Origin of the sequence: Staphylococcus sp. HMSC62D11, assembly GCF_001839145.1 — a bacterium.
Taxonomy (GTDB): Bacteria; Bacillota; Bacilli; order Staphylococcales; family Staphylococcaceae; genus Staphylococcus; species Staphylococcus lugdunensis.
Genome location: NZ_KV840201.1, coordinates 1 through 18,102 on the forward strand (window position 1 = coordinate 1; position 18,102 = coordinate 18,102).

Sequence of the window (18,102 nt, forward strand, 5' to 3'; positions counted from 1 at the left end):
TGAGACCGAGAGGTCTCTTTTTTTATGCCAAAAAGTTAAAAAACAAAGACGACAAATAACGGCTTTGCGAAGAGAAAGCGATTGAAGCTGACGCATTGAGATTTTTGAGCAGCGAGTTTAGTCGAGCTAAATGAGCAAACAAAAATAGAAAATAAGGAAAGATGCGAGCGTTTGTCTCAAAGCAAAGTAAGCTCCTTAGCGTCGATGGTAGCAGACTTACGTTCCGCTAGAGTAGGACGTTGCCAGGCAAAGCAAATGGATGCGATGAGCCGCATTGAGACCGAGAGGTCTCTTTTTTTATGCCAAAAATTGAAAAACAAGTCGATAAATAACGGCTTTGCGAAGAGAAAGCGATTGAAGCTGACGTATTCTGACCTATAGAAAATACAAATTAAATGCGATACTTCAAAAATGAAAAAGTTATTGCTTTTTTAAATGATTAAAATTATTTTAAAACATTTGCACTGAAACTTAGTTTTTAAGTCTACAAAATTCTCACTCATAGTCATTTATGACGAGTGCGCTTATTAGTGCTTGGACATGATTAGACAAATCTTCATTTGAAATGCCACCAAACCCTAAAATAAAAGTAGGATAGCGCTCATTAGCATCATCGAAGTGATAGGGTTCCAGTTTAAGAGATATATTTGATGCGTTTTCTAGACATTGTTCCATTGTTAGCCCATTTATAACCCGAATGGTAAAATGCATGCCAGTTAATGCGCCATCAATCTTTAATTGATTAGAGTAAGGTGCAAGTTGATTTAAAATATAAGTAAGTTTGTCGCGATAAATTTTTCTCATTTTATTTAGATGGCGTTCAAAACTGCCTGATGCCATAAATCTTTCGACGATATGTTGAATATGAACGGGAACTGTATTTCCTTCTTTATATGGATGATGATTATATATGTTTAATATTGGATAAGGTAAAACGATATACGCTATACGACAACTTGGAAATAGAGACTTAGAAAATGTACTAATATAAATAACTTTTCCTTTCGTGTCTAAACTTTGTAAAGCGGGTATCGGTTTGCCATAATATCTAAACTCAGAGTCGTAATCATCTTCAATAATATAACGTTTTTCTTGCTGCTGTGCCCATTGAATTAATTGGGTGCGTTTTTTTAAATTCATGATATGCCCCGTTGGAAATTGATGTGAAGGGGTAATATACAAAATATCATTATTGTATTCAAAGATGGGATCGACTTGGATGCCATCTTTTTCTACTATAACTTGTTTATAAGGCATCTGTTTCTTGTCTAATGTTTGTTTAATTGGTGGATAGCTTGGTTGTTCGATAATAAAGGAGCTATCTGATAGTACATCTGTAATCATATCAAGTAATTGTTCTGTAGAAGAGCCGATAATAATTTGATTTGGATGACAAGTAACTCCTCTGCTGTTAAATAAATAATGGGCAATTTGTTGTCTTAATGCCAATTCACCTTGTGGATGTCCATGTTGTAAAAGGTCTATATTACTATCATCAAAAACATCTCGAGCATATTTTCTTAATGTATGCAATGGAAAGTTTTCAGCATCTATTTCAGCCAAGTTAAAGGCATAGCGGTAATGTGATTTTGGCGTTGACTTCTGAATGAAGTTGATTTCATGAAATCCTGATGTTTGTGGTACGACAGGCAGTGATTCGATATCTGATACATAATAGCCTGAACGTGGTTTGGCATAAATAAATCCTTCATCTAGTAAAAGTTGATAGGCATGTTCGATTGTTGTATGACTAAGTGATAAATGTTCACTTAATTGTCGCTTTGAAGGAAACTTTTCATTTGCCTGATAATGACCTTCAATAATTTGGGCTTTTAATTTTTCATAGAGTGATTGGTATAGTGCAGTTTTCTTCTTCATATCATCTGGCCTCTTTATTTATTATAAAATTGAACCTTTTTCAATATCAGTTTATCGTTTAGAATGGATTTAATCAATTAGAAAAGGGGCAATTTACATGTCTAAAATTGTAGGATCTGAAAGAGTTAAACGAGGTATGGCTGAAATGCAAAAAGGCGGCGTCATTATGGACGTTGTTAATGCAGAACAAGCTAGAATCGCGGAGGAAGCTGGAGCGGTTGCTGTTATGGCATTAGAGCGTGTGCCTTCTGATATTAGAGCGGCAGGAGGGGTAGCACGTAGCGCTAACCCTAAAATTGTTGAAGAAGTAATGAACGCTGTTTCTATACCGGTTATGGCTAAAGCACGTATTGGACACATTACTGAAGCGCGTGTGCTTGAAGCTATGGGGGTCGATTATATTGACGAATCTGAAGTATTAACACCAGCTGATGAAGAATATCATTTAAGAAAAGACCAGTTTACTGTACCGTTTGTTTGTGGGTGTCGTGATTTAGGTGAAGCCGCACGTCGTATTGGTGAAGGTGCAGCAATGTTACGTACGAAAGGTGAACCTGGAACTGGAAACATTGTTGAAGCAGTACGTCATATGAGAAAAGTAAATGCTGAAGTTAGTCGTTTAGTAGTAATGAACGACGATGAAATTATGACGTATGCTAAAGAATTAGGTGCGCCATATGAAATCTTGAAACAAATCAAGGATAATGGTCGCCTACCAGTTGTTAACTTTGCTGCTGGAGGTGTAGCAACACCTCAGGATGCTGCTTTAATGATGGAATTGGGTGCAGATGGCGTCTTTGTAGGTTCAGGTATTTTCAAATCAGAAGATCCTGAAAAATTTGCGAAAGCGATTGTACAAGCGACGACACATTATCAAGATTATGAGTTAATTGGTAAATTGGCTGCAGAATTAGGAACAGCAATGAAAGGCTTAGATATAAATAAAATTTCATTAGAAGAACGTATGCAAGAGCGTGGTTGGTAAGATATGAAGATAGGTGTATTGGCATTGCAAGGCGCTGTGCGTGAACATATTCGTCATATTGAATTAAGTGGTCACGAAGGCATAGCAATTAAAAGAGTAGAACAACTAGAAGAAATTGATGGATTGATTCTTCCTGGTGGTGAGTCAACCACACTTAGAAGATTGATGGATTTATATGGTTTTAAAGAAAAATTACAACAATCTGACTTACCTATGTTTGGCACATGTGCGGGCCTAATTGTATTAGCTAAACATGTCGAAGGTGAAACGGGATATTTAAAAAAATTGGATATCACTGTAGAACGTAATTCGTTTGGTAGACAAGTAGATAGTTTTGAATCAGAACTTGATATTAAAGGCATTGCTGAAGATATAGAAGGTGTTTTTATTAGAGCACCACATATTGCTAGCGTAGAAGATGGCGTAGAAGTATTAAGTACTGTTGGCGATAAAATTGTTGCAGTTAAACAAGGGAACTATTTAGGTGTATCATTCCATCCTGAGTTAACGGATGATTATAGAGTTACGCAATACTTTATTGAACATATGGTCAAATAACATAGTCTTGTTGAAAGAGCACTCAAAAAATGAGTGCTCTTTTTTAATATAAGCTATTAATATGAGACAATGATGCGATGCAAGATTTGCTCTACATTAAATAGCTATTTTAAAATATTCGCTTTTTTATAAGAGATAGCAAGAAAGTATAAAAAAATGATGCTACAAGATGCCTACGATATAGGCTCTTATAGCATCACAAAACGATAATATGGCTGTTTAATATTTATTTAAATAAAGAATCCAGCAATTGTTGCGGAGATAAATGAAACTAGTGTAGCACCGAATAATAATTTTAAGCCAAAGCGAGCAACAATATCACCTTTTTCAGAGTTAAGTGATTTAATGGCACCAGAAATAATTCCAATTGAGCTAAAGTTAGCGAATGATACTAGGAATACTGAAGTTACGCCTTTAGCGTGCGTTGAAATATCTGATAGTTTACCTAATGATTGCATAGCAACAAATTCATTAGAAAGCAGTTTTGTTGCCATAACTGAACCAGACTGTACAGCTTCGTTCCATGGAACACCAGATAGAAAGGCTAAAGGTGCAAAGACAAAGCCAATTAAAGTTTGGAAATCCCAAGAGACAGCGCCATGCGTTATGACACTTAAAAGACCACTAACGATACCGTTTAGTAATGCGATAATGGCGATATAGCCAATGAGCATTGCCCCAACGATAACCGCTACTTTAAATCCATCTAAAATGTACTCTCCTAACATTTCAAAGAAAGATTGATTTTTAGTTTCTGTTTCATCTACTAATAATTTATCTTCTTCTTCATTCACTTTATAAGGATTAATAATTGATGCAATAATGAAACCACCAAAAAGGTTAAGTACAACTGCCGTTACGACATACTTTGGTTCAATTAAAGTAAAGTATGCGCCAATAATTGAAGCTGAAACGGTAGACATAGCTGAAGCGGTTAATGTATATAACCGTTGTTTCGGTATGTAAGGTAATTGTTTTTTTAAAGAAATAAAAACTTCAGATTGCCCTAAGATGGCTGCGGCGACGGCATTATAAGATTCTAAACGTCCCATGCCATTGATTTTAGAAATTAACCAGCCTAACCAATTAATAATGAGTGGTAGGATGCGAGTGTATTGTAGTATGCCGATTAACGCAGAGATAAATACAATCGGTAATAAAACACTAAAGAAGAATGGAGGGTTTTTAGGATTAACAAATTTAAATCCACCAAAGACAAAGTTAACGCCTTCTGCAGCTTTTTGTAGTAAATAATTAAAGCCGTTTGAAATTCCTCCGATGACATGTATACCTGCCGTCGTTTTAAGTAAAATAAAGGCGAATATAAATTGAATCACAAGTAACAAAGCGACGTACTTCCAACGAATATGCTTTCTATCTGAGCTAAATGCAAAGGCAAGCGCTAAGAAGAAAACGATTCCAATTATCCCAATGAGAATATGCATAGACCTGCTCCTTAATCTTTTTTCTAAATCTTATCATACAATAAATAGATGTGAACAAACACCTTTATTTTTTAAATTGAAAAACAAATTGGTTGAAAATGGTCAAAGTTGGTCATATAATATAGTCAAAGAAGGTCAAAAGGGGTGATAAGCATGCACAATATGTCTGACATCATAGAGCAGTACATTAAAAAATTGTTTGAAGAAACGAATGGAGACGCTGTTGAAATACAACGAGCCAATATAGCACAGCGGTTTGATTGTGTGCCTTCTCAATTAAATTACGTTATTAAAACCAGATTCACCAATGAGCATGGTTATGAAATAGAAAGTAAACGTGGAGGCGGTGGATACATCCGAATCACGAAAATTGAAAATAAAGATGCAACGGGGTATATTAATCACTTGCTTCAATTAATTGGACCAACCATTTCACAGCAGCAAGGTTACTATGTTATTGACGGCTTGCTTGAAAAAGGTTTGATTAGTGAAAGAGAAGCTAAAATGATACAAGCTGTCATTGACCGTGAAACATTAAAAATGGATGTCATGTCTAGAGATATTATCCGAGCAAATATTTTAAAACGAATCTTACCGGTGATTAATTACTATTAATACTGAAAAATGCGAGGTGTTAAGACGTGCTTTGTGAAAATTGCCACTTAAATGAAGCAGAGGTAAAGCTTACGGTTAAAAGTAAAAATGGAACCAGTGAGAAATGGGTTTGTCCTGTTTGTGCACAAGGAGAAAATCCATGGAATCAGAATTACACATCTCATCACCAGTATCAAGATGATATTGAAGAAGCATTTGTTGTAAAGCAAATATTACAACATTTAGCTACAAAACATGGTATTGATTTTCAAAATGTTGCTTTTCAAGAAGAAAAACAGTGTCCAACTTGTCATATGACCTTAAAAGATATTGCGCATGTTGGTAAGTTTGGCTGTGCACAATGCTATGCTACCTTTAAAGATGACATTATTGATATTGTGAGACGGGTGCAAGGTGGACAGTATGAACATGTTGGGAAAACGCCGCATTCATCACATCAAAAATTAGCAATAAAAAAACAAATTGAAGAAAAATCACAATATTTAAATGTATTAATAGATGAACAAAAATTTGAAGAAGCTGCTCTTGTAAGAGATGAGATAAAAGCATTAAAGCAACAGAGTGAGGTGTTACATGATGAATGATTATAATATTAATCCTGATGATATATTGACCAATATCGAAACAGCACCAGTTGTTATGTCATCACGAATTCGCTTAGCACGTAATCTTGAAAATCATGTACACCCACTTATGTTTCCATCTGAACAAGAAGGTTTTCGAGTTATTAATGAAGTTCAGGATGCATTGCCAGATCTAGATTTACAACGTCTAGATCGCATGGACCAGCAAAGTAAGCTGCAACTTGTTGCGAAACATTTAGTCAGTCCTGAACTAATTAAGCAACCAGCATCGGCAGTGATGACTAACGAGGATGAATCTCTTAGTATTATGATTAATGAAGAAGATCATATACGCATACAAGCGATGTCACCTGAGTTATCTTTGTCTGAATTATATACGAAAGCATCTGATATTGATGATTTACTCGATAAAGCGTTAGATATTAGTTACGATGAACATTTAGGGTACTTAACTACATGCCCAACCAATATTGGAACGGGCATGAGAGCAAGTATTATGTTACATTTGCCTGGTTTATCGATAATGAAACGAATGAATCGTATTGCTCAAACAATTAATCGTTTTGGCTTTACAATTCGTGGTATATATGGAGAGGGTTCACAGGTCTATGGACATATATATCAGGTTTCAAATCAACTAACTTTAGGGAAAACAGAACAAGACATCATCGATAATTTAACAGAAGTTGTTAATCAAATTATTAATGAAGAAATGCAAATTCGCGAACGGTTACACACATATAACCAAATTGAAACGTTGGATCGTGTTTATCGTTCGCTTGGTATATTACAAAATTGTAGAATGATTTCTATGGAAGAAGCATCCTATCGACTTAGTGAAGTGAAATTAGGAATTGATTTAGGATATGTACAATTGCAAGATTTTAATTTTAATGAATTAATGGTGAGTATTCAATCTGCTTTCTTGTATAACGATGAAGACGAGGACGATGAGAAATCCGTCAATGAGAAACGTGCAGATATTTTAAGAGCTCAGACCATATAGGAGGTAAATAGATATGTTATTTGGTAGATTAACTGAACGTGCGCAGCGTGTTTTAGCACATGCACAAGAAGAAGCTATTCGTTTGAACCACTCAAATATTGGTACTGAACACTTGTTATTAGGTTTAATGAAGGAACCTGAAGGTATTGCTGCCAAAGTATTAGAAAGTTTTAATATTACTGAAGATAAAGTGATTACCGAAGTCGAAAAACTTATTGGCCACGGACAAGAACAAGCTGGGACGTTAAGATATACACCTAGAGCTAAAAAAGTCATTGAATTATCAATGGATGAAGCTAGAAAACTTCATCACAATTTTGTTGGTACAGAACATATTTTATTAGGTTTAATTCGTGAAAATGAAGGTGTAGCGGCACGTGTTTTTGCAAATTTAGATTTAAATATTACGAAGGCACGGGCTCAAGTTGTGAAAGCATTAGGTAGTCCAGAGATGGGTACGAAAAATGCACAAACAAATAAATCTAATAATACACCAACGTTAGATAGCTTAGCGCGTGACTTAACGGTGATTGCTAAAGATGGCACATTAGATCCGGTTATCGGTAGAACAAAAGAGATTACACGTGTGATTGAAGTCTTGAGCCGTCGAACTAAAAATAATCCTGTACTTATTGGTGAACCAGGTGTAGGTAAAACAGCTATTGCTGAAGGTTTAGCACAAGCAATCATAAATAATGAAGTGCCAGAAACGTTAAAAGACAAACGTGTGATGTCATTAGATATGGGTACGGTTGTAGCAGGTACGAAATATCGTGGTGAGTTTGAAGAACGCTTGAAAAAAGTAATGGAAGAGATTCATCAAGCCGGCAACGTGATTCTATTTATTGACGAGTTACACACGCTCGTTGGTGCAGGTGGTGCAGAAGGGGCTATTGACGCTTCAAACATTTTAAAACCAGCACTTGCACGCGGTGAGTTACAATGCATTGGTGCGACTACTTTAGATGAATATCGTAAAAACATTGAAAAAGATGCCGCTTTAGAACGTCGTTTCCAACCGGTACAAGTTGATGAGCCGTCAGTTGAAGATACAATCGAAATTTTAAAAGGATTGCGTGATCGATACGAAGCACATCATCGTATTAACATTTCAGATCAAGCTTTAGATGCGGCCGCAAAATTAAGTGACCGCTATGTTTCAGATCGCTTCTTGCCTGACAAAGCCATTGATTTAATTGATGAAGCAAGTTCTAAAGTAAGATTAAGAAGTCACACAACACCAACAAATTTAAAATCAATTGAACAAGAAATTGAAACTGTAAAAAAAGAAAAAGATGCTGCAGTTCACGCTCAAGAATTTGAAAATGCAGCCAACCTTAGAGACAAACAATCTAAATTAGAAAAGCAATATGAAGATGCCAAAAAAGAATGGCAAAATGCGCAAGGTGGTAGTAACACAGAATTGTCGCAAGAAGATATTGCTGAAGTTATCGCCGGTTGGACCGGAATTCCTTTAACAAAAATTAATGAAACAGAATCAGATCGACTATTAAATCTCGAAGCGACATTACATGGTCGTGTCATAGGTCAAAATGACGCTGTGACATCAATTAGTAAAGCTGTGCGTCGTGCACGTGCCGGCTTGAAGGATCCTAAGCGTCCAATTGGTAGTTTCATTTTCTTAGGACCTACAGGGGTTGGTAAAACAGAATTAGCACGTGCATTAGCTGAAACAATGTTTGGTGAAGAAGATGCGATGATTCGTGTTGATATGAGTGAATTCATGGAAAAACATGCTGTGAGTCGCTTAGTTGGGGCGCCTCCAGGATATGTAGGCCACGATGACGGTGGTCAATTAACTGAAAAAGTAAGACGCAAACCATATTCAGTTATTTTATTTGACGAAATCGAAAAAGCGCATCCAGATGTATTTAATATTTTACTTCAAGTATTAGATGATGGACATTTAACAGATACGAAAGGACGTCGTGTAGATTTCCGCAATACTGTAATTATCATGACATCAAACGTTGGTGCCCAAGAGCTACAAGATCAACGATTTGCTGGATTTGGTGGTGCAAGCGAAGGTCAGGATTATGAGACAATTCGTAAAACAATGATGAAAGAGCTTAAAAATGCTTTCCGTCCAGAGTTCTTAAACCGAGTGGATGATATTATTGTCTTCCATAAATTATCTAAAGACGAATTAAAAGAAATTGTCACAATGATGGTTAATAAATTAACGCAACGTTTGTCAGAACAAGATATTCAAATTGAGGTAACAGACAAAGCGAAAGAAGTTATTGCTGAAGAAGGTTATGATCCGGAATATGGTGCTCGTCCACTCATTCGTGCAATTCAAAAAACAGTTGAAGATAATTTAAGTGAATTAATTTTAGAAGGTAATCAAATCGAAGGTAAAGCAGTGACTATCGATCATGATGGTACGGAGTTTAAATATGATATTCATGATAGAACTGCTAATTCTGAAGAAGAAATGACTCAAGCATAGAAAGACTAGAAATTAATGCGCTCGCTAGATAGATTTAGCGAGCGTTTTTTTCATTTTTAATATAAAATGAATAAATGTACATAAACTATAGGTAAAAAATAATTTTATTGTAGTTATTTGATATATTATTTGTTAAATGATGATTTCCTATCTATTTGAATCTCTAAACATTTGTCATAACCGTGTGCAATGTATAAAATGGATTTAATGAAAATTGTGGAGGTGCGAAAGTGGCCAAGAAGAAAATCATTTTTGAGTGTATGGCATGTGGCTATCAATCTCCTAAATGGATGGGTAAATGTCCTAATTGTGGTGCTTGGAACCAAATGGAAGAGATTATAGAACAGAAGGCTGCACATCCTAAACATGGGGTTAAAGCACAAACGGCTACCGGAAAAGTTCAAAAATTAAACAGTATTCAACATGAATCGACACCACGTGTGCAAACGAAATCTCAAGAGTTTAATCGTGTGTTAGGTGGGGGGATTGTTAGTGGTTCTTTAGTGTTGATTGGTGGAGATCCAGGTATCGGGAAATCAACACTATTACTACAAATCTGTGCCTCGCTTTCGCAACAATTAAACGTGCTGTATATTACAGGTGAGGAATCATTAAATCAAACAAAATTGAGAGCAGAACGCTTAGAGGAAGACTCTAGTCAATTAAATGTGTTAGCTGAGACAGATTTAGAAGTTATTCACCAAACCGTTTCAGAAACTAAGCCAGATATTTTAGTGGTGGACTCTATTCAGACGATTTACCATCCTGAGATTGCATCGGCACCCGGATCTGTTTCTCAAGTGCGTGAGAGTACTCAAAGTTTGATGAATATTGCGAAGCAGATGGATATTGCCACATTTATTGTAGGACATGTGACTAAAGAGGGGCAGATAGCTGGTCCACGATTGTTAGAACACATGGTAGATACAGTGCTTTATTTTGAAGGTGATGAACATCATGCGTATCGTATTTTACGTGCTGTTAAAAACCGTTTTGGTTCAACAAATGAAATGGGTATTTTCGAAATGAAGCAAAGTGGTTTGAAAGGTGTCAAAAACCCGTCCGAAATGTTTTTAGAAGAACGTTCAACAAATGTTCCGGGTTCAACAATTGTGTCGACAATGGAAGGAACACGACCATTACTTATTGAAGTACAAGCTTTAGTGACCCCAACAACGTTTAATAATCCACGACGTATGGCAACAGGTATTGACCATAACCGTCTGAGCCTGCTTATGGCAGTGCTTGAAAAGAAAGAAAATTATTTATTGCAGCAACAAGATGCATATATTAAAGTGGCAGGTGGTGTAAGATTAACAGAACCGGCTGTAGACTTAAGTGTAATTGTAGCAACTGCATCAAGCTTTAAAGATGAAGCGGTTGATGGTTTAGATTGTTATATTGGAGAAGTAGGTTTGACTGGTGAAGTCAGACGTGTGTCACGTATTGAACAACGCGTTCAAGAAGCAGCTAAACTAGGATTTAAACGTGTGATACTCCCTAAAACAAATATCGGCGGATGGACATTTCCTGACAATATACAAGTCATAGGTGTTTCGACAGTACATGAGGCATTGAAATATGCTTTTAAAGCTTAAAATTTTCATACACAGCCAAAGAGGTGAAAGTTGAATGGATATACTTAAATTTATAGTAGTAATCATCTACTTTATTGTTGGTGCTGCTCTAGGAATTCTTATTATTCCAGAAGTCGTCAATGATATAGGGGTTACAAGTTATCCAATTTTAAAAAATCATTATATAGATGGGTTGCTTGGTGCGCTCATATTCTTTATTATTTTTGGTTTTTTCATTAACCAAGTAACACAATTAATCCGCACTATGGAACAGTGGATTATGAAGAGAAGTGCTGTTGAAATACTATTTGCGACAATTGGTCTTATTATAGGATTACTTATTGCAGTTATGGCATCATTTATTTTAGAAATGATTGGCAACTCGATATTTAATCATTTTATACCAATTATTATTACATTAATTTTATGTTATTTAGGATTTCAATTTGGTTTAAAGAAACGAGACGAAATGTTGCTATTTTTACCCGAAAATATGGCGCGTTCAATGTCGCAAAGTCATCGTAGTGCGGTGCCTAAACTGTTAGATACAAGTGCTATTATTGATGGGAGAATACTAGAAGTGATTCGCTGTGGATTTATAGATGGTGAAATTTTAATTCCACAAGGTGTAATTAATGAGTTGCAGATTGTCGCTGATGCCAATGACAGCGTTAAGCGAGAAAAGGGACAACGTGGCTTAGACGTATTAAATCAACTCTATGATTTAGACTATCCAACGCGTGTAATCCATCCGCAAAAGTCACACAGCGATATTGATACCCTATTAGTTAAATTAGCACAGTCGTATCATGCGCATGTCATTACGACGGATTTTAATTTAAATAAAGTTTGTCATGTTCAAGGCATTCAAGCACTCAATGTGAATGACTTATCAGAAGCAATTAAACCCAATGTACATCAAGGTGACTACTTAAACATCTTACTCACAAAGATGGGGAAAGAGCCTGGACAAGGTGTTGGCTATCTTGATGATGGGACAATGGTCGTCGTAGATAATGCAAAACAGTTGGTTGGTCAGCAAGTAGAATTAGAAGTAATTAGTCTGTTGCAGACATCATCAGGTCGTATTGTCTTTGCTAAAAAAATTGATGATAACCTGTGATTAACAAACCAATCATTAAACATTAACAGTTTCATGTGAAACGTATACGAGCAAAATTTAGTGTGTACGAATTACATGAAACTTTTTTGTTATAAGGCAAGGATATGACAAAACATGGTACTTATCAAAGTACTGAATAAGTGCTACAATATATGAGAAAATATTGTCTTACCAACTGAACATGGCCCTGAAAGTTATTCACTAAGAATTAATGTAGCGGAAAGTTGATTTTTAAGAATAGCTTTTTCTTATTAACTTAAAAGATATGCGAAGTGTTGCGTAAGTGATGAAAACAAGAAATAAATGACGTAGGAGTGAATATAATGAGTAATCGCGTTAGAGTAAGATACGCACCAAGTCCAACTGGATATTTGCATATTGGCAATGCCAGAACGGCGCTATTTAATTATTTATTTGCGAAACATTATGATGGAGATTTCGTTGTTCGTATAGAAGATACGGACAGTAAACGTAATTTGGAAGACGGAGAAGCTTCACAATTTAATAATTTAAAATGGTTAGGCTTGGATTGGGATGAATCTGTAGATAAAGACAAAGGTTATGGCCCTTATCGTCAATCTGAAAGAGCAGATTTTTATAACCCACTTATTCAACAATTACTAGATGAAGATAAAGCTTATAAATGTTATATGACAGAAGAGGAATTAGAAGCAGAACGTGAAGCGCAAATCGCGCGTGGCGAGATGCCTCGATACGGTGGACAACATGCGCATTTAACAGAAGAACAACGTCAACAATTTGAAGCGGAAGGACGTCAACCAGCTATTCGCTTTCGTGTACCTCAAAATCATACGTATACATTTAATGACATGGTTAAAGGTGAAATTTCATTTGACTCAAATAATATAGGTGATTGGGTTATCGTTAAAAAAGACGGGGTGCCAACATACAATTTTGCAGTAGCTGTCGATGATCACTATATGGAAATATCAGATGTTATTCGCGGAGATGATCATGTTTCAAATACGCCAAAACAATTAATGATTTATGATGCGTTTGGTTGGGAACCGCCGCGTTTCGCACACATGTCATTAATCGTCAATGAAGAGCGCAAGAAACTAAGTAAACGCGATGGTCAAATTTTACAATTTATCGAGCAATATCGTGACTTAGGATATTTACCAGAAGCATTGTTTAACTTTATTACATTGTTAGGTTGGTCTCCTGAAGGTGAAGATGAAATCTTTTCTAAGGAAACGTTTATTAAAATCTTTGATGAAAAGCGTTTATCTAAATCACCAGCAATGTTTGATAGACAAAAATTAGCATGGGTTAACAACCAATATATGAAGACCAAAGATACTGAAACAGTATTTGAACTCGCGTTACCACATTTAATCAAAGCAAATCTAATTCCTGAGCAACCAAGTGAGGAAGATCGCGAATGGGGTCGAAAATTAATTGCCTTGTATCAAAAAGAAATGAGCTATGCAGGAGAAATTGTGCCATTGTCCGAAATGTTCTTTAAAGATATGCCAGAATTAGGTGCAGAAGAACAAGAAGTAATCAATGGTGCGCAAGTTCCTGAATTAATGCAACATTTGTATGGCAAACTCGAAGCGCTAGAACCATTTGAAGCTGCAGAAATCAAAAAAACAATCAAAGAAGTTCAAAAAGAAACAGGTATTAAAGGTAAACAATTATTTATGCCAATACGTGTTGCTGTTACTGGACAAATGCATGGTCCTGAACTGCCAAATACAATTGAAGTGTTAGGTAAAGACAAGGTGTTAAGTCGTCTGAAACAATATGTATCATAGGAAGTCATGTTCGAGTGAGGAACTACTTGAAATTTTGAGCTAAACGACATATGATTAGAGTTGTATCGTCCACAAAGGATTAGTAAATAATGATATTGTGCTATAGAGAATGTACGGTTGGTGAAAGTACATCACAATAGTTATGGAATGCACCTTTGTGTAGACAATTGAATAATATAAACGAGAGTAAAGTGATATACTGATATTGCTTTACTGAATTAGGAGTGGAACCGTGCAAAAGCGCCTCTAACATCATACTTGTTAGAGGTGTTTTTTCATAAGAAACGTTTAAAGAACAAATTGATGTTATTGAATGGGCAAGGAAAGAAATAAGTTATTATGAAATCGGGGAGGAGATTATCTTGCTAAGAAGAATGAGAGACGACGTTAAAATGGTCTTTGAGCAAGATCCAGCAGCAAGAACAACATTTGAAGTAATCACTACGTATGCTGGGCTTCATGCGGTATGGAGTCATTTAATTGCACATAAATTATATAATAAGAAAAGATATGTACTAGCACGTATTATTTCACAGATTTCACGCTTTTTTACTGGTATAGAAATACATCCTGGTGCACAAATTGGCAAGCGCCTATTTATTGACCATGGCATGGGTGTAGTCATTGGTGAAACATGTACGATTGGAGACAACGTCACGATTTATCAAGGCGTTACGTTAGGTGGAACTGGAAAAGAAAAGGGTAAACGCCATCCAGACATTGGAGACAATGTTTTAATTGCAGCTGGATCGAAAATTTTAGGCAATATTCAAATTGAGTCGAACGTCAATATTGGCGCAAACTCAGTAGTATTGCAATCTGTGCCTAGTTATACAACTGTAGTGGGTATTCCAGGGCATATTGTAAAACAACAGGGTAAACGAATCGGGAAAACATTTGATCACCGTAACTTACCGGATCCATTATATGAGCAAATTAAGCAGCTAGAAAAACAACTAGAAAAAGCCAAGAACGGAGAGATTAAAGATGATTACATTATATAATACATTGACACGTCAAAAGGAAGTATTCAAACCCATAGAACCTGGGAAAGTTAAAATGTATGTCTGTGGGCCGACCGTATATAACTATATTCATATAGGGAATGCACGACCAGCGATTAACTATGATGTAGTACGTCGTTACTTTGAATACCAAGGGTATGACGTAGACTACGTCTCAAATTTTACTGATGTTGATGATAAACTTATTAAACGTTCACAAGAACTGAATGAATCCGTTCCTGAAATTGCTGATCGTTATATTCAAGCATTTTATGAAGATGTTGGTGCTTTAAATGTTAAGAAAGCCACTTCAAATCCACGTGTGATGGACCATATGGAAGATATCATTGAATTCATTAAAAATTTAGTCGACGAAGGTTATGCCTATGAAAGTCATGGAGATGTCTATTTTAGAACACGTAAATTTGATGGCTATGGTAAATTAAGCCATCAGTCTATTGACGACTTAAAAGTAGGCGCTCGCATTGAAGCGGGTGAACAAAAAGAAGATGCTTTAGACTTTACATTATGGAAAAAAGCTAAGCCTGGTGAAATTAGCTGGTCTAGTCCCTTTGGAGAAGGGCGCCCAGGGTGGCATATTGAGTGCTCTGTGATGGCATATCATGAACTTGGTAAGACCATTGATATTCATGCTGGAGGCTCCGATTTACAATTTCCTCATCATGAAAATGAAATTGCGCAATCAGAAGCACATAATCATGCACCATTTGCAAATTATTGGATGCATAACGGTTTTATCAACATAGACAATGAGAAAATGAGTAAGTCATTGGGGAATTTTATATTAGTGCATGATATCATCAAGGAAATTGATCCTGATGTCTTGCGTTTCTTTATGATTAGCGTACACTATCGCAGTCCAATCAACTATAATATGGAACTTGTTAGTGCAGCTAAAAGCGGCCTAGAACGCATTCGCAATAGCTATCAATTAATTGAAGAGCGTGAAACAATAGCTACCAATATTGTTGAACAAACAGACTACATTGAACAAATTGATGAAATATTAAAACAATTTGAGCAAGTGATGAATGATGATTTTAATACAGCTAATGCGGTAACTGCATGGTATGATTTAGCAAAATTAGCCAATAAATATGTATTGGAGAAATCAACTTCAACCGCAGTAATCGAGCGTTTTAAAGAAGTGTATCAAATATTTAGTGATGTACTAGGCGTTCCTTTAAAAGGTCAAGAAGCAGATGTACTATTAGATGAAGAGATAGAGCAAATGATTGCTGAGCGTGATGAAGCACGTAAAAATAAAGATTTTGCGAGAGCAGATGAAATTAGAGATACATTAAAGGCACAACATATTATTTTGGAAGACACGCCTCAAGGTGTGAGATACAAACGTGGCTAATATGGATATAAAATTATTAAATCCACTAACATTAGCTTACATGGGTGATGCGGTTTTAGATCAACATGTTAGAGCATATATTGTGTTGAAATTACGCAGCAAACCTAATCGTCTTCATCAAGCAGCTAAACGCTATGTCTCAGCTAAAAGTCAGGCACAAACACTAGAAAAATTATTAGCACAGCAGTGGTTTACAGAAGAAGAATTAGATATCGTTCGGCGTGGTCGCAATGCCAAAAGCTATACAAAAGCTAAAAATACTGATATTCAAACGTATCGTAAAAGTTCTGCCATAGAAGCAGTGATTGGCTTCTTATATTTAGAGCAACGAGAGCAGCGTCTTAATTCACTATTAACAGAAATCATTCACATTGTTGACGAAAGAGAGGGAAGATAGCATTGGAAGATCATATAATAGTAGGTCGTCATGCCGTAAAGGAAGCCATTGTCACTGGTCATACAATAAATAAAATACTGATTCAAGAAGGTATTAAAAAACAACAAATCAAAGAAATTTTAACAAACGCAAAAACTCAAAAATTAGTCGTGCAAACAGTGCCAAAATCTAAATTAGATCATATGTCAGATGCGCCTCACCAAGGTGTTGCAGCCTTGATTGCACCATATGAATACGCCGATTTTAACCATTTTATTAAAATGCAACAACAAAAGGAAAGCCTATCTACGGTCATTATTTTAGATGGATTAGAAGATCCACATAACTTAGGTTCTATTTTGCGGACAGCAGATGCAACAGGTGTGGATGGTATTATTATTCCTAAACGTCGTTCAGTAGCGTTAACACAAATTGTAGCTAAAGCATCTACAGGAGCGATTCAGCATATACCTGTAATGCGTGTAACTAATTTATCTCAGACAATTGACGATTTGAAAGCGCATGGTTTTTGGATTGTAGGAACAGAAGCAGATAATGCCACAGACTATAGAGACATGGCAGCTGATATGTCATTAGCAATTGTCATTGGTAGTGAAGGCCAAGGGATGAGCCGTCTAGTTAAAGATAAATGTGATTTTTATATTAAAATTCCAATGGTCGGTCACGTGAATAGTTTAAATGCATCCGTGGCAGCTGGTTTGATGATGTATGAAGTATATCGTAAACGTCATTCATATGGAGACAAATAATGAAGCAAAAATATTTAGTTATAGACGGTTATAATATGATTGGCCAATCGCCAGAGTTGATGACCATTGCTAAAGAAAGCCTTGAAGAAGCACGCGAACAATTGTTGGATGCCATAGCGAATTATAGCGCTGTGATAGCTGATGAAGTGGTATGTGTCTTCGATGCATATGAACAATCAGGTATTGAACGTGAATATATGTATCATGGTGTAAAGATTATTTATACAAAAGAAAAAGAAACCGCAGATAGCTATATCGAACGTTATGTCTATGATTTATATAATAAACATACAACGCATATTACGGTTGTGACGAGTGATATGAGCGAACAGCATGCAATTTTTGGAACAGGTGCTTATCGTGTATCATCTCGAGAAATGTGGCGCGAATTAAAAGAAATGGAAATAACAGTAACAAAGTCGTTAGATGACTTTAGTCAATCAAAACCTAGAACTCGCATACCGTTATCTGATGATATACTTACTGAATTCGAAAAAATACGTCGAGGTCATCATCACAAACACTAGTATTGTGATATTGCCG

At 36.0% G+C, this 18,102-nt stretch carries 16 protein-coding genes; 14 read left to right on the plus strand and 2 right to left on the minus strand.

Going from position 1 to position 18,102, the window contains the following annotated elements; all coding sequences use genetic code 11:
• Positions 1-495: 495 nt before the first annotated feature.
• Positions 496-1,878 carry a MocR-like pyridoxine biosynthesis transcription factor PdxR gene (locus tag HMPREF3267_RS10935; RefSeq protein WP_014533365.1) on the minus strand — a complete coding sequence of 461 codons (1,383 nt, stop codon included), beginning with the start codon at positions 1,876-1,878 and terminating at the stop codon, positions 496-498.
• Between the two features lie 97 nt (positions 1,879-1,975).
• Between HMPREF3267_RS10935 and pdxS the strand changes: the two genes are divergently transcribed.
• Positions 1,976-2,863 (plus strand): pyridoxal 5'-phosphate synthase lyase subunit PdxS, encoded by an 888-nt coding sequence (pdxS, locus tag HMPREF3267_RS10940; protein WP_002459960.1) that lies wholly within the window; start codon positions 1,976-1,978, stop codon positions 2,861-2,863.
• A 3-nt stretch (positions 2,864-2,866) separates the two neighbouring features.
• On the plus strand, positions 2,867-3,421 hold the full coding sequence (gene pdxT, locus HMPREF3267_RS10945) for a pyridoxal 5'-phosphate synthase glutaminase subunit PdxT (protein ID WP_002479472.1): 555 nt from the start codon (positions 2,867-2,869) through the stop codon (positions 3,419-3,421).
• 230 nt (positions 3,422-3,651) lie between these two features.
• Here pdxT and HMPREF3267_RS10950 read toward each other — a convergent pair whose 3' ends face one another.
• Positions 3,652-4,866, minus strand: coding sequence for a NupC/NupG family nucleoside CNT transporter (locus HMPREF3267_RS10950; RefSeq protein ID WP_002479471.1), 1,215 nt, complete (start codon positions 4,864-4,866; stop codon positions 3,652-3,654).
• Between the two features lie 153 nt (positions 4,867-5,019).
• On the opposite strand from HMPREF3267_RS10950, the gene HMPREF3267_RS10955 reads away from it, so the two are divergent.
• The 12 genes from HMPREF3267_RS10955 (at position 5,020) to HMPREF3267_RS11010 (ending at position 18,086) form a co-directional block, all read left to right on the plus strand.
• On the plus strand, positions 5,020-5,481 hold the full coding sequence (locus tag HMPREF3267_RS10955; RefSeq protein WP_002459957.1) for a CtsR family transcriptional regulator: 462 nt from the start codon (positions 5,020-5,022) through the stop codon (positions 5,479-5,481).
• A gap of 26 nt (positions 5,482-5,507) precedes the next feature.
• Positions 5,508-6,065, plus strand: coding sequence for a UvrB/UvrC motif-containing protein (locus HMPREF3267_RS10960; protein ID WP_002459956.1), 558 nt, complete (start codon positions 5,508-5,510; stop codon positions 6,063-6,065).
• A complete protein-coding gene (locus HMPREF3267_RS10965) occupies positions 6,058-7,071 on the plus strand; it encodes a protein arginine kinase (protein WP_012991027.1) in 1,014 nt (337 codons plus the stop codon). Before HMPREF3267_RS10960 ends, HMPREF3267_RS10965 begins: the two co-directional genes overlap by 8 nt.
• Before the next feature lie 13 nt (positions 7,072-7,084).
• Positions 7,085-9,544 carry an ATP-dependent Clp protease ATP-binding subunit gene (locus HMPREF3267_RS10970; protein ID WP_002459954.1) on the plus strand — a complete coding sequence of 820 codons (2,460 nt, stop codon included), beginning with the start codon at positions 7,085-7,087 and terminating at the stop codon, positions 9,542-9,544.
• Between the two features lie 230 nt (positions 9,545-9,774).
• Complete coding sequence (radA, locus tag HMPREF3267_RS10975; RefSeq protein ID WP_002459953.1) at positions 9,775-11,142, plus strand: DNA repair protein RadA; 1,368 nt, start codon at positions 9,775-9,777, stop codon at positions 11,140-11,142.
• A 34-nt stretch (positions 11,143-11,176) separates the two neighbouring features.
• Positions 11,177-12,244, plus strand: a complete 1,068-nt coding sequence (locus tag HMPREF3267_RS10980; RefSeq protein WP_002459952.1) for a PIN/TRAM domain-containing protein — start codon at positions 11,177-11,179, stop codon at positions 12,242-12,244.
• 323 nt (positions 12,245-12,567) lie between these two features.
• Positions 12,568-14,025 (plus strand): glutamate--tRNA ligase, encoded by a 1,458-nt coding sequence (gene gltX, locus HMPREF3267_RS10985; RefSeq protein WP_002459951.1) that lies wholly within the window; start codon positions 12,568-12,570, stop codon positions 14,023-14,025.
• 356 nt (positions 14,026-14,381) lie between these two features.
• On the plus strand, positions 14,382-15,029 hold the full coding sequence (gene cysE, locus HMPREF3267_RS10990; RefSeq protein WP_172412359.1) for a serine O-acetyltransferase: 648 nt from the start codon (positions 14,382-14,384) through the stop codon (positions 15,027-15,029).
• Positions 15,013-16,413, plus strand: a complete 1,401-nt coding sequence (cysS, locus tag HMPREF3267_RS10995; RefSeq protein WP_002459949.1) for a cysteine--tRNA ligase — start codon at positions 15,013-15,015, stop codon at positions 16,411-16,413. The genes cysE and cysS overlap by 17 nt, the downstream gene beginning before the upstream one ends.
• A 1-nt stretch (position 16,414) precedes the next feature.
• Positions 16,415-16,810, plus strand: coding sequence for a Mini-ribonuclease 3 (locus HMPREF3267_RS11000; RefSeq protein ID WP_037540504.1), 396 nt, complete (start codon positions 16,415-16,417; stop codon positions 16,808-16,810).
• Between the two features lie 2 nt (positions 16,811-16,812).
• Positions 16,813-17,559, plus strand: a complete 747-nt coding sequence (gene rlmB, locus HMPREF3267_RS11005; RefSeq protein ID WP_002459947.1) for a 23S rRNA (guanosine(2251)-2'-O)-methyltransferase RlmB — start codon at positions 16,813-16,815, stop codon at positions 17,557-17,559.
• Positions 17,559-18,086: an NYN domain-containing protein gene (locus HMPREF3267_RS11010; protein ID WP_002459946.1), complete on the plus strand. Its 528-nt coding sequence runs from the start codon at positions 17,559-17,561 to the stop codon at positions 18,084-18,086. The genes rlmB and HMPREF3267_RS11010 overlap by 1 nt, the downstream gene beginning before the upstream one ends.
• Positions 18,087-18,102 lie beyond the last annotated feature (16 nt).